Source organism: Acinetobacter sp. V116_7, assembly GCF_056735735.1.
The window spans coordinates 1-13,239 of sequence record NZ_JBWZIF010000002.1 but is presented as its reverse complement, the minus strand read 5'-3'; the positions used below and the strand labels follow the sequence as shown (position 1 = coordinate 13,239).

Annotated in this window: 13 protein-coding genes and 4 tRNA genes; 16 read left to right on the top strand and 1 reads right to left on the bottom strand. The window is 40.0% G+C overall.

Features of this window, described 5'->3' with window-relative positions; all coding sequences use genetic code 11:
- Positions 1–115: 115 nt before the first annotated feature.
- Both AC1PJP_RS00255 and fghA read left to right on the top strand, forming a co-directional pair.
- Entirely contained in the window at positions 116–1,567 is a 1,452-nt protein-coding gene (locus tag AC1PJP_RS00255; RefSeq protein WP_005302864.1) for a C13 family peptidase, read from the top strand.
- Positions 1,536–2,381, top strand: coding sequence for an S-formylglutathione hydrolase (fghA, locus tag AC1PJP_RS00250; protein ID WP_322006013.1), 846 nt, complete (start codon positions 1,536–1,538; stop codon positions 2,379–2,381). Before AC1PJP_RS00255 ends, fghA begins: the two co-directional genes overlap by 32 nt.
- Here the strand turns inward: fghA and AC1PJP_RS00245 are convergent, their stop codons facing one another.
- The gene (locus AC1PJP_RS00245) at positions 2,382–2,654 is read right to left on the bottom strand and encodes a DUF2218 domain-containing protein (protein ID WP_000843452.1); all 273 of its coding nucleotides are present in this window, start codon (positions 2,652–2,654) and stop codon (positions 2,382–2,384) included.
- Positions 2,655–2,838: 184 nt separating this feature from the next.
- Here AC1PJP_RS00245 and rpe point away from each other — a divergent pair, with 184 nt between their 5' ends.
- The 14 genes from rpe (at position 2,839) to AC1PJP_RS00175 (ending at position 13,010) form a co-directional block, all read left to right on the top strand.
- Positions 2,839–3,525 carry a ribulose-phosphate 3-epimerase gene (gene rpe, locus AC1PJP_RS00240; RefSeq protein ID WP_479766340.1) on the top strand — a complete coding sequence of 229 codons (687 nt, stop codon included), beginning with the start codon at positions 2,839–2,841 and terminating at the stop codon, positions 3,523–3,525.
- A 357-nt stretch (positions 3,526–3,882) separates the two neighbouring features.
- Positions 3,883–4,704 (top strand): Cof-type HAD-IIB family hydrolase, encoded by an 822-nt coding sequence (locus AC1PJP_RS00235; protein ID WP_479766339.1) that lies wholly within the window; start codon positions 3,883–3,885, stop codon positions 4,702–4,704.
- Positions 4,705–4,807: 103 nt separating this feature from the next.
- The gene (locus AC1PJP_RS00230; RefSeq protein ID WP_479752818.1) at positions 4,808–5,203 is read left to right on the top strand and encodes a hypothetical protein; all 396 of its coding nucleotides are present in this window, start codon (positions 4,808–4,810) and stop codon (positions 5,201–5,203) included.
- A gap of 40 nt (positions 5,204–5,243) precedes the next feature.
- Positions 5,244–7,178, top strand: coding sequence for a copper resistance system multicopper oxidase (locus tag AC1PJP_RS00225; protein ID WP_479766338.1), 1,935 nt, complete (start codon positions 5,244–5,246; stop codon positions 7,176–7,178).
- Complete coding sequence (locus AC1PJP_RS00220; RefSeq protein ID WP_322006020.1) at positions 7,165–7,920, top strand: copper resistance protein B; 756 nt, start codon at positions 7,165–7,167, stop codon at positions 7,918–7,920. Before AC1PJP_RS00225 ends, AC1PJP_RS00220 begins: the two co-directional genes overlap by 14 nt.
- A gap of 28 nt (positions 7,921–7,948) precedes the next feature.
- Entirely contained in the window at positions 7,949–8,944 is a 996-nt protein-coding gene (locus AC1PJP_RS00215; protein ID WP_322006022.1) for a cation efflux transmembrane domain-containing protein, read from the top strand.
- Positions 8,945–9,093: 149 nt separating this feature from the next.
- Positions 9,094–9,414: a DMT family transporter gene (locus AC1PJP_RS00210; RefSeq protein WP_004794435.1), complete on the top strand. Its 321-nt coding sequence runs from the start codon at positions 9,094–9,096 to the stop codon at positions 9,412–9,414.
- 12 nt (positions 9,415–9,426) lie between these two features.
- On the top strand, positions 9,427–9,906 hold the full coding sequence (locus AC1PJP_RS00205; protein WP_322006024.1) for a methylated-DNA--[protein]-cysteine S-methyltransferase: 480 nt from the start codon (positions 9,427–9,429) through the stop codon (positions 9,904–9,906).
- Between the two features lie 133 nt (positions 9,907–10,039).
- Positions 10,040–11,260 carry a bifunctional glutamate N-acetyltransferase/amino-acid acetyltransferase ArgJ gene (gene argJ, locus AC1PJP_RS00200; protein ID WP_479766337.1) on the top strand — a complete coding sequence of 407 codons (1,221 nt, stop codon included), beginning with the start codon at positions 10,040–10,042 and terminating at the stop codon, positions 11,258–11,260.
- A 144-nt stretch (positions 11,261–11,404) separates the two neighbouring features.
- Positions 11,405–12,469, top strand: coding sequence for a quinolinate synthase NadA (gene nadA, locus AC1PJP_RS00195; RefSeq protein WP_004794428.1), 1,065 nt, complete (start codon positions 11,405–11,407; stop codon positions 12,467–12,469).
- 142 nt (positions 12,470–12,611) lie between these two features.
- A tRNA-Pro gene (locus AC1PJP_RS00190) sits at positions 12,612–12,688 on the top strand.
- Positions 12,689–12,744: 56 nt separating this feature from the next.
- Positions 12,745–12,821 (top strand) — tRNA-Arg (locus AC1PJP_RS00185).
- 32 nt (positions 12,822–12,853) lie between these two features.
- A tRNA-His gene (locus AC1PJP_RS00180) sits at positions 12,854–12,929 on the top strand.
- A gap of 4 nt (positions 12,930–12,933) precedes the next feature.
- Positions 12,934–13,010 (top strand) — tRNA-Pro (locus AC1PJP_RS00175).
- Positions 13,011–13,239 lie beyond the last annotated feature (229 nt).

Genomic DNA, 13,239 nt, shown 5'->3' with positions numbered 1-13,239 from the left:
ATTGCTTGAATAATGCACAAATATATGTGATATAGTTCAAAAGCATGATTGCTAAAATTCTTAGCAGGCATACACTTAAGATGCCTGACAAAAACGAAATTTTTGAAAACCTTTTATGATTGATCTTAAACCCTCCATTAACTTTTGGCATGATTTTAAAAGCAACCAAATTGCCGGAATGTGGCTGTTTTTGGGATCAAGACGTTCTCTACAAATTGTACATCCATCTATTCTTCAGCTTATTGTTTGGGGAATTTTAGGGGGATGTACTAACTCTCTGTATAGTTGGCTTGTTGCTGGTCAAATCGGTGATTTCAATTCTCAAGGTTTAATTGGTTATGCACTTTGGCCATTTATTGCCTTAATTGTCGGTATTTTCTTATCTCAGCGCACCAACCAACCTCGTTTAATGCTAGTACCTGCTTTACTGTGGTTGGTTCTAGATACAAATATCTTATTAATTCAATGTTTAATTCAGTATTTGGGTTCTAATGGTTATCTCAACTTTATTCCCGATGCTATTTATAACGGAATTTTACCGAGCTTATTTGTAGCTTTGTTTGTGTGGCAAAGTTTAGCGGTGATTTGGGTTTTCTCACGCGAACTTAAGTGGCCTTGGTGGGAACGTGCACTTGTCATGGTTGCGACTATTGCGACAATGGTAGTGTGGCAACTTTCTGTAAAAGATCAACCGATTTGGAAGGTAGAAGATTCGGCTCCAACATTTGCTGAAGATGCTTTTTACGCACAAAGTAAATTGCTGAGTGATTCTTTAGAGCAAGTCCAATATGGCGAGCAGGCAAAAAGTCATTGGTATTTTTTAGGTGTTGCTGGCGATAGTTACCAAGATGTTTTTAAATCGGAAGTGGTCCGTATTAAAGAACAGTTTGATACACGTTTTGGAACGATTGGGCGTTCGATGATGTTGGTCAATAACCCAGACACCCGTACAGAAATTCCAATTGCTTCTAAAACCAGTATCGAGTTAGCCCTACGCCGCATGGGGCAGCAAATGAACCGTGATAGTGATGTCCTATTTTTATATATGACTTCACATGGTGAACAGAATCACTTCGAAATTGAAAATGCACCATTAGATTTAGGGCAAGTAGACCCTAAATGGCTGCGTGAAACACTTGATAAATCTGGTATTCGCTGGCGTGTGATTGTTATCTCAGCTTGCTATTCAGGAAGCTTTATTCCTGCTTTACAGTCTCCTGATACTTTAATTATTACTGCATCTGCCGCTGATAAAACTTCTTTTGGATGTAATAACGAAGCTGATTATACCTATTTTGGACGAGCTTTCTTTGATTTGGCTATGCGAGAGCAATCGTCAATGAAAGATTCATTTAACACAGCTAAGCAAACAGTAACCAAATGGGAAGTGGCTCAAGGTGTTGAACCTTCAGAGCCTCAGTGGATGATTGGTAAAAATATGGAACTCATGCTACCTCAATTGGAAAAGTATCTATTTCCTCAGCAAAATACAGGTAGTGTAGATATTGCTCAAACAAAAACAGAGGCTAAAAACGATGCAACTCCTGCAAAAAAACCGCTGCTTTGAGGGCGAGCAGCGTATATACCAATTTGAATCTTCTTATTTAAAAGGACCAGCGAAGTTTGGTGTTTATTTACCACCAGCAGCTCTAGAAGGTAAAGCTTGCTCAACTTTGTTTTACTTAGCTGGGTTAACGTGTACTGAAGAAACCTTTGCCATTAAAGCACATGCGCAACATATGGCAGCACAACTCAGCTTAATATTGATTACCCCAGACACTTCTCCTCGTGGAGAACAAGTTGCAGCAGGGGATAACTGGGATTTAGGTCAAGGTGCGGGCTTTTATATTAATGCTACGCAAGCGCCATGGTCTGAGCATTATCAAATGGAAAGCTATTTAATTGATGAGTTATATTCACTCATTTTAAAAAGCATTCCTGTAAACGCTCAACAAGTTGGTATCTTTGGACACTCAATGGGGGGCCACGGTGCATTAACTTTAGCGTTTAAATATCCTGAAAAGTTTAAGTCGGTATCTGCTTTTGCTCCGATCTGTGCACCAACAGAGTGTGCATGGGGAGACAAAGCCTTTAGTCATTATTTAGGTGCAGATCGCAATAGCTGGTTGGCTCATGATGCCACAGCTTTAGTCTTAAAAAATGGTGCAGTATTTGACGAAATTTTGGTTGATCAGGGATTAGATGACCAATTTTATGAACAACTTCACCCTGAAAAATTTAAGCAAGCATGTTTAAAAGCAGGACAGCCTTTAACTTTAAGACAACATGCTGGCTATGATCATGGTTATTACTTTATTCAAACCTTTATGGATGAGCATTTACAGTTCCATGCAATCCAATTAGAAAAGGTCGCTGGCTAATTAGTGTTGCCATTCAACCTGAAATTCTTGTTGAGCCATACGGTTTAGATGATCAAGCACCACTTTTTCTAAGTGATCGTGGTCATCTAACTGGCTATCAATAGCAACGTTTAACTGCTCTGTTTCTGGTGCAAGCGTAATCGTTGCTGTAGGCATTAAGATTTTAAAATCTTGTTCAGTTTCTTGTACTTCAAACTTGTGCTTCCAATGATTAACTAGACGTTTTGCAATGCGTTTTCCATCGTTTGTTAATAGATGAGTTGTGCTTTTCATTATCAATCCTCACATTGGTTTAATGTACCTTAACAAATTCGTTTCGCCGTTAGCATTCTATTGTTGCAACGTTACGTTGCAAGTTTGAAATGTTGTCATTTAAGCAAGGAAGGGCAGGCCAAGTAGGTTCTTTTTTGTTATAATTTTCAGCCTCTCCTTAAATTTTTAGCCAGGTCATCCACCTATGTCCAAGCCTTACTTGATTGCTCCTTCTATTTTATCTGCCGATTTTGCTCGTTTAGGCGAAGATGTAGACAAAGTGTTAGTCGCAGGTGCCGATGTAGTACATTTTGATGTGATGGATAATCACTACGTTCCAAATTTAACTTTTGGTGCTGGTGTATGTAAGGCTTTAAAAAATTATGGGATTACAGCTCCTGTTGACGTGCATCTAATGGTATCTCCAGTTGATCGAATTATTGGAGACTTTTTGGAAGCTGGTGCTGATATTATTACGTTCCACCCAGAAGCGTCTCACCACATCGATCGTTCATTACAGTTGATTAAGTCAGGTGGTGCTAAAGCAGGTTTAGTCTTTAACCCAGCAACGCCGTTGCACTATTTAGATTACGTGCTTGATAAAGTTGATCAAATTTTAATAATGAGCGTAAACCCAGGTTTTGGTGGACAAAAGTTCATTCCAATGACTTTAGAAAAATTGCGTGAAGCTCGTAAAATTATTGATGCAAGTGGCCGCGATATTCGTTTAGAAGTTGATGGTGGTGTTGGCCCTGCAAATATTCGTGAAATTGCAGAAGCAGGTGCAGATATGTTTGTTGCTGGTTCAGCTATTTTTGGTCAACCAGATTATAAAGTTGTGATTGATCAAATGCGTGCAGAGCTTGCGAAAGTGGGCAGTGTAGAAGCTTAAAAAAGTATATTGAACTGAGAATAAGCTTGTGGATAACTTTGTTTATAACTATATGGATAACTGTGTTGATAACCGTATGTATAAGATGTTGGTAAAATAAACAAAATTAGATCAACCGTTTATTCTCTAAGCGAAATGTATGAAAAAAGAACGTTTTGGCGTTCTTTTTTTATGCGTGTTGAATATTTTATTATCTGATTTTTTATTAAGCTTTGCTAAAAAATAACCTGTGCAAAAAACGATACGGCTCTGTGTGAAATTTTTTTAGAGATAGATAAGTATAAAACTGTAAAAGTGTCATGAAAAATAAAGCTAAATTTGCTTTAATAAGATTTTAGTAAGAGATTTAGATAATTAATGACGATAAACATTTTAGCGGTAGATATGGATGGGACTTTTCTTAATTCTAAGAAGCAGTACAACAAAGCACGTTTTTTAAAACAGTACGAACAACTTAAACAAAATAATATTCATTTCGTGGTTGCCAGTGGTAACCAACTCGCAAAGCTAATTACCTATTTTCCAGAAATTAGTCATGAAATTGCTTTTATTGCAGAAAATGGCGCGCATGTTGTAGACGCAGGGCAAGAAATAGCTTTTGCTCATTTAAGTCAGCAACAATTCATTGAAATTCTAAAAGCGATTGACCCTTCATATACTTCAACCATGGTAATCTGTGGGAAACAGAGTGCTTATGTGCATAGCAGCATGAACGCAGAGGACTATGCCAAAGTCGCTAGATACTTTGAAAAGCTAACAGTTATTGATGATTTTTATGCACTAGATGACTTGGTATGTAAAATTACTTTTACTGCTCAGGAAAACGAAAGCTTTGCGATTTTTGAACATTTTCAGAAAAAAAGTTTTGTTGCAGATAAAGTATTAGTTCCTGTTTCAAGTGGTTTTGGTTTTATCGATTTGATTCTTCCAGACCAGCATAAAGCACATGGTTTGAAGCTATTGCTACAAAAATGGCAGGTTGAATCTGATCAAGTGGTTGCGATTGGTGATAACAATAATGATATCCAGATGATCAAAGCTGTCGGTTATGGATTTGCGGTTGAAAATGCAGTTGAAGCTTTGAAAGCAGTAGCCCCTTATACAACTGTAAGTAATGAACAAGAAGGTGCACTAGATGTGATTGATTTAGTCCTTCAGCATCAACCACCATTTGCTTAATTACTTTAAAACAAACAGTTAAGATTGAAAATTGTATCTGTTTGAAAACTTGGTTATGCTAATGGGGTTAAGATTACTCATCGGCTCTAGGCGATAAACCACAATGGCTCTACGACACTTACGCAAGTATGCTTGGTTTGTGTTCCTAATGACTTTGGTCATTGGGTGGAGTGGTATGTCTGTTGCTCAGATGCCTATGCAGCATGATCTTCACACTATGCCGTGTCATAGTGAAAAAACTTCGCATAAGAATATGCATGTTCAAACAGATGATCAGACTGTATGTCATCAAAATATGACACAGTCTCTTAACTCACATGGTGAGCATTGTCAGGACTGTAACCCAATTCATTGTCAAATTGTGAATTTGGCATTACAGCAAGCTGTACCAGATATTGACTCGCAATTTATTCCAATCTCGTCTCAATTTAGCAGTATTTATCAGGCTCAGCATTTAGCCGGATACTGGCAAGAAATTTTACGTCCTCCAAAAGCTTAATCCTTTCTTACTTATTTTTTTAGTTCAAAGGATTACAGCAATGTCTCATAAAACAATTAGCAGCCTCGTCGCTGTATTTGGTCTATTGGTTTCACCATGGACTCTCGCGGCAATTAAGGAATATCACCTTAATATTAATGAACAACAGGTCAATGTTACGGGTCAGCCGCTTAAACGAATTACCGTAAATGGCAAGTTTACAGCACCACTCCTTGAGTTTGAGGAAGGAGATGAGGCTGTTATTCATGTTCATAACCAATTAAAGAATCAAGATACATCTTTGCATTGGCATGGGTTGTTACTACCAGGGTTAATGGATGGCGTACCGGGTTTCAATGGTTTTAAAGGAATCGCACCAAACGGAGATTTTGTTTACCGCTTTAAGGTGAAACAAAACGGCACTTATTGGTATCACGCCCATAGCAAAGGCCAAGAGCAAGATGGTTTATATGGCCCGCTCGTGATTTATCCAAAAGGGAAAATACCTGTAGCTGCACATGAAAAAACTGATCGTGATTATGTGGTGATGCTTTCAGATTTTCATAATTCTTCTAGCGATAGCATTATGAAGAATTTGAAGAAATCTCCTGAGTATTATCAAAACCGCCGTGAAACCGTATCTGATGTTTTGAAGCAAGTTAAAACACAAGGCTTAAAAGCAACTTGGCAAGATCGTTCGATGTGGAATCAGATGCGGATGTTAAAAACCGATATGTCTGATGTGACGGGTTATACCTTCTTGGTTAATGGCAAGACACCACAGCAAAACTGGACAGGTAATTTTAAAGCTGGCGATAAGGTTCGATTACGGTTTATTAACGCATCGGCAATGTCATTTTTTGATGTCAGAATTCCAAATTTGAAAATGACAGTTGTAAGTGCAGATGGGCAGCCAGTTAAACCAGTTGCAATTGACGAGTTTCGTATTGGCACAGCCGAAACCTACGATGTAATTGTAGAACCTAAACAGCCAAATTATCAGATTGAAGCAGAGTCTATTGACCGCAGTGGTTTTGCCATTGGGACTTTGCACAATGAAAATACACAAGCTGTAGGGTCAGTTCAAATGCCGCAGCCACGCCCACGTTCTTTGCTAACCATGGATGATATGGGCATGAGTCATGGCAATGGGGCGAGTGATGAACATGCTGGCCATCAAATGAACATGCAACACGACATGTCGGCTATGCCTGAAATCAAAAAAGAAGAGAGCCAGACTAATCATGATCATACGATGATGAACATGAGCCATGACATGAAAAATATGTCATCTGGCCAACATGATCATTCTATGATGCAAATGAAGCCTGACATGTCAGCGATGTCTGAAATGAAACATGATATGCAGGCAATGTCATCGAGTGAACATGACCATGCCATGATGAATATGAAGCATGAGATGCCTGCGCAATCTGAGAATAAGTCTAAAAAGGATGAGCCCGTTTATGGCTGGGCAAATGCTTCGACACCAGAGGGTATGAAGGCACTGCAATATAGCGATTTGCAATCTTTAACACCTCAGCCAGACACACGTGCGCCAGAACGAGAGCTTGTTATTCGTTTAGGCGGCAACATGGAGCGTTATATCTGGACCATTAATGGCAAGAAATTTAGCGAAGCTGAGCCATTGCAAGTTAAGTATGGCGAACGTATTCGTTTGAAGTTCGTGAATGACAGCATGATGGCCCATCCAATGCATTTACATGGCATGTTCATGCAATTAGAAAATGGACAACAAGCTGAAAACTTACCAAATAAACATACTGTTATTGTTCCACCAGGAAAGACCGTTACTGCGTTATTAACAGCCGATGCTTTAGGAGAATGGGCGATTCATTGCCATCTGCTTTATCACATGAGTGCAGGGATGATGAATAAGTTGATTGTGGCTCAAGTGAATGATGGAGCAGTAGATGCATCTCAAGCACCTGTTCAATCTGAAAAGGAAAAAGGAGCGAGTCATGCGCATCACTAAGTTATTTTCTCAAATGATATGTTGCGGTATTTTCTCTGGTGTATCGGTTCTTGCTTTGGCACAAGAACCCTTAACACATGATCATTTACGCGAACATGGTGGACAGATCTATCAAGCAACAAAAATTGATACTGGCTGGACTCAGAATGAGGAAGGAGAAGGCAGTTTTTCTGCTGAATTAGAAAGTTGGGTGGGAACTGATGAAAATAAATTATTCATCAAAGCTCATGTTGAAAAAGCCGAGTCAGAAGATGCTAATTACGGCGGTTCAGTACTTTACAGTCGAAATGTAGCTGACTATTGGGATGTACAGGCTGGGGTAAACTACGAGCGTTTACAACGGGAAGATGAAAAGCAAGATCGCTGGGCAGGTGTAGTCGGTTTGCATGGCATGGCACCTTACTTTTTTGAAACCGATGCATATCTTTATGCAGGTGAAGACCAGCTATGGAAGCTAAGTTTAGAAACGGAAAGAGACTTACTCTTTACCCAAAAGTTAATTGGTAAACCTTATTTAAAAGCAGATGTTGTTTTGCAAGATGAATCTCGCTATGCCAGTAAAACAGGTTTATCAAGTTTACAAGCTGGTTTTCAAACCCGTTATGAAATCAACAAAAAGGTCATGCCATTTGTTGATGTGGGTTACGGCTATGAAAAAGGTTTAAAACAAACTGCTTGGCAAACTGGAACCGACTCTGAACATGGTTGGTATTATGGAGCAGGGTTAACACTTAAGTTCTAATTGCAGAACAAAAATTAAGCTTAATGACATGCCATTGGTTTATACTGATGGCATTGTTTTTTGTGTCAGTTATGGTGCACAGATGGCTTTAGAAAAACAAGAGAATCAAATACATTTAAATAAAACCAGCTCTAGCTGCGGGTGCTCAAGCATGCCGTCTCAGGAATATTCTACACCTAGTGAAGCTGTGCCTAAAAACAGCCAATGGGTGAGTTATTATCATATCCCTCACATGGATTGTGCAGCTGAAGAGCAAATGGTGCGGATGGCTTTGGCCTCTTACATTAATGATATTCAAGAGCTTTATTTTGACTTGCCAGCACGGCATTTGGCGATTTATCACAGTGTTCAAGCTGAAAAGATCACCCTAAGCCTGCAACGTTTAGGACTAGGTGCAGAATTACAACAAACGCAGCCACATTATGAACCTGTTGAAAAACCTAAAAAGGTTCGAGGTAGTTCTTCAACCAATGCGTCACAAAAGCAAGTTTTACAATGGTTGTTACTCATTAATGGCGTCATGTTTGTCATTGAGTTTATGGCAGGTATTATTGCTTCATCGACAGGATTAATCGCCGATTCACTCGATATGTTTGCCGATGCTGCAATTTATGGCATTGCTTTATTTGTGGTAGGTAAGAATCTAAATGCGCAATTAAAGGCTGCCCATCTTTCAGGATGGTTCCAGTTTGGCTTAGCTATAATTGTGTTAATTGATGTGTTGCGCCGTTTTATTTACGGCAGTGAACCCGTTTCAATTCTCATGATTTTAATTGGCGGATTGGCTCTTGCGGCCAATATTAGTTGCCTTTATTTAATGAGAGACCATAAAGAGAGCGGGGCACATATGAAGGCGAGTTATATCTTTTCTGCAAATGATGTCATCGTCAATTTAGGTGTCATTGTTGCGGGAATATTGGTTGCCATTACAGGTTCTCCTTATCCTGATTTAATGATTGGATTAATTATTGTCTTGTTTGTTTTAAATGGCGCACGAAAAATTTTACAGTTAAAAAACGAATAGTATTTTCTAAGACAGGCAAGCTTTAGATAGGGTTTGCCTTCATTTTTTATTTTAAAGTAAACTGAGTCCTCACATAAAGGAGGAACGACCTCCCCCATAATGGGTAATCATGTCGGGACGACCTGACACTATAAAAATTAGTGAATGTTATGGCTTGGGCTATTTTAATTTTAGCAGGTGTATTTGAAATCATTTGGGCATATTCTATGAAAATGTCCGAAGGTTTTACACGTTTAACCCCTAGTGTTATTACCGTAGTTTTTATGATTTTGAGCGTAATTCTACTTTCAATTTCAATGAAGACTTTACCCCTTGGCACTGCCTATACGGTTTGGACAGGAATTGGCGCAATTGGGTCATTTCTAGTCGGTATTTTCTTTCTTCATGAGCCTGTTGGCGCTATGCGAATGATTGCCGCTGTATTGATTGTGTCAGGTTTGGTTCTAATGAAAATTTCATCGCCGTCCTAAGAGAATAAAACTATGTTGCTGTCTTATAAGTATATCAATTCGCCTGTTGGGCAATTAAAGCTGGTTGCGAATGAAAATGCTTTGGTGGCAATACTCTGGAACAATGAAAATCCAAAACGTGTTCGACTGGCCGAGCTAGTCGAACAGCTTGAGCATCCAGTTTTACTAAAGACCGAACAACAATTAAAAGAATATTTTGAAGGTAAACGCCGTGAGTTTACATTGCCACTAGATTTCGAAGGAACCGTATTTCAAAAGCAGGTCTGGTCTGCTTTACTGACCATCCCTTATGGTGAAACAAGAAGTTATAAAGATATTGCTGTTCAGATTGGCAATGAAAAAGCGGTGCGAGCAGTGGGCGCGGCAAATGGCAAAAACCCGATTTCAATTATTGCACCTTGTCACCGTGTCATTGGTGCGGGCGGTGCTTTAGTTGGTTTTGCTGGTGGGCTTGATAAGAAAGATATTTTATTAAAACTAGAGCAACAATGAGCCGTTTTTGCGCTCGATTTTTTTAGACTTTTCTACTAAGCTGTCCTCTATGATATTTCATGAAGAAAGTGCTTCATGGCATCGCTTTTTTTGAAATATTGATCTTATTCAACAAACTTTGGATGTTCTAAAAATGGCTGTCGGTGACGTAACAATGCCACAAATGCATGTGGTAAAAGGTGTAAAAATTGGCTCAACAGAAGCATATGTACGTTACCAAAACCGACGAGATTTAGTCATTTTTGAGTTTGCAGAAGGTTCAAATGTTGCTGGTGTATTTACTCAAAATGCATTTTGTGCAGCGCCTGTTCATGTTTCTAAAGCTCATCTTGCCGAAGGTAATCCTCGTTATTTAGTGATTAATACAGGTAATGCCAATGCAGGAACTGGACCTACGGGTTTGAAAAATGCTCAAGATACTTGTGCAAAATTGGCGGAGATTGCTGGGGTAAACAGCTTTGAAGTCCTTCCGTTTTCTACGGGGGTGATTGGTGAACAGCTTCCGATGGAACGTTTACTTGCTGGTCTTCAGCCTGCATTAAATAGTGTACAAGACGCGGCTTGGAATGATGCTGCATCTGGCATTATGACTACAGACACAGTACCTAAAGGTGCATCTGAACAATTTGAACTTGATGGCATTACTTATACCATGACAGGTATTAGTAAAGGCGCCGGAATGATTCGCCCGAACATGGCAACCATGTTGAGCTTTGTTGCGACAGATGCGCCTATTAGCCGCGATTTAGTACAAAAACTACTAAAAACAACGGTTGAGCATTCATTTAACCGTATTACGATTGATGGTGATACCTCAACAAATGACTCTTGTATTTTTGTAGCAACTGGTCAGGCGGGTGGCGCTGAAATTACATCAGACAGTGATGCACGCTACACTAAAGTGTTAGAAGTACTTGCTCGTGTAATGAATCGATTAGCACAGTTAATTGTTCGTGATGGCGAAGGCGCAACGAAGTTTATTACTGTAGCTGTAGAAGGTGGCGCAAATATTCAAGAATGTTGTGACATTGCTTATAGCATTGCGCATTCACCACTTGTCAAAACTGCGCTTTTTGCATCGGACCCGAACTGGGGACGTATTTTAGCTGCGATTGGCTATGCAGGAGTTAAAGACCTAGACGTGTCTAAAATTCAAGTGTGGTTAGACGACGTACAAATCTGTAAAGATGGCGGCGCAGCTGAGGACTATACCGAAGAAGCGGGCGCGCGTGTTATGGCTCAAACTGAAATTACCATTCGTGTTGATTTAGGACGTGGTCAGGCCAAAGACACGGTATATACCTGTGACTTATCTTACGACTATGTCAAAATTAATGCTGATTACCGTTCTTAAATATCAGTTATAATCAAGCCTCGACAAAGAGGCTTTTTTATTAGCCCCAACTTTTGATATTAAATGATTCAATCCATAAATCATTTAAGCAGTAACGTTATATGCGAGCAGGTATGCCAGCATGAAGGATAGAGAAGACGTTTTATGAGTGATGCGACTTTAATTGCCAACGATGCAAAAAACATTGTACAAGCGCATTTAGACCGTTTAGGTGAGCCAAAAGACAATCGCTTAAGTGAAGAAGCAAAACAACAAAAGTTTGCACAGATCGAAGCAGAGCTCAAAAAACGTGATGCTGTCCTTGTTGCTCATTACTATTGCGACCCTGAAGTACAGGAGCTTGCCGAAAAAACAGGTGGATGCGTTTCTGACTCTTTAGAAATGGCCCGTTTCGGACGAGATCATGCTGCCTCAACACTGGTTGTTGCTGGTGTAAAGTTTATGGGAGAAACAGCTAAAATCCTGTCTCCTGAAAAAACAATTTTAATGCCGACACTTGAGGCAACCTGTTCACTCGATTTGGGCTGTCCAGTTGACGAATTCACAGCATTTTGTGATCAGCACCCTGACCACACCGTAGTTGTTTATGCCAACACATCGGCTGCTGTTAAAGCACGTGCAGATTGGGTGGTGACTTCAAGCTGTGCTGTAGAAATTGTTGAACACCTAGATAGCTTAGGCGAAAAAATTATTTGGGCACCAGATCAGCACTTAGGTCGCTATATTCAAAAGAAAACTGGTGCAGATATGTTGCTTTGGGATGGCGCATGTATTGTGCATGAAGAATTCCGTGCACGTGGCATTGCTAACATGAAAGCACTGTACCCTGATGCGGCTGTATTGGTACATCCAGAATCGCCTGAGTCGGTTGTAGACATTGCAGATGCGGTAGGTAGTACTTCTCAACTGATTAAAGCTGCGCAGACTTTGCCAAATGAAAGACTCATTGTGGCAACTGACCGTGGTATTTTCTACAAAATGCAGCAAGCGGTACCCAATAAGATTTTAGTTGAAGCACCAACAGCAGGTGAGGGTGCAACTTGTCGTTCATGTGCTCACTGTCCATGGATGGCAATGAATGAACTCGATGGAATTTTAGAAGTTTTACAAAAAGGTGATCAGGAAATACACGTTGATCCAGCGCTTGCTGAACGTGCCAAAATGCCTTTAGATCGAATGTTAGCCTTTAGTGCATCGTTAAAGCGTTAAAAAACCTCAAAATGCTTGTTAAATATACATTTGATAAGGATTTTTAACTTTTTTTGACAATAGGTGTTGACGTCTGAGGGCGTCACGCCTAGAATGCACACCGTACCGCACGATGTGCGATACAGCAAAAGCTGAGATAGATCGGAGCATAGCACAGCCTGGTAGTGCACCTGGTTTGGGACCAGGGGGTCGTAGGTTCGAATCCTACTGCTCCGACCACTTAAAATAATATTTTAAGATCGGCGAAGTATCGCATGATAAGCATCATCGGTTAAGCGCCTGTAGCTCAGTTGGATAGAGCATCCGCCTTCTAAGCGGATGGTCACAGGTTCGAATCCTGTCAGGCGCGCCACTCGGTAGCTTGGTACATAGAACTATTTGATGGTGGATGTAGCTCAGTTGGTAGAGCCCTGGATTGTGATTCCAGTTGTCGCGGGTTCGAATCCCGTCATTCACCCCAATTTCGGAGCATAGCACAGCCTGGTAGTGCACCTGGTTTGGGACCAGGGGGTCGTAGGTTCGAATCCTACTGCTCCGACCATATTTTAAAAGCGTTCAAGCTTTAAAAAATATCCCAAAGATTAAAAAGAATTTCTTCTTGTCGTATCGATAGAAGGAATTTTTTTGTTTTCTAGTTCGAAATTTTAATTCAATCGTACTCCAATATTTGAACGTGTTTATATAAGCTCTGTTCTCTGTTCTCTGTTCTCTGTTCTCTGTTCTCTGTTCTCTGTTCTCTGTTCTCTGTTCTCTGTTCTCTGTTCTCTGTT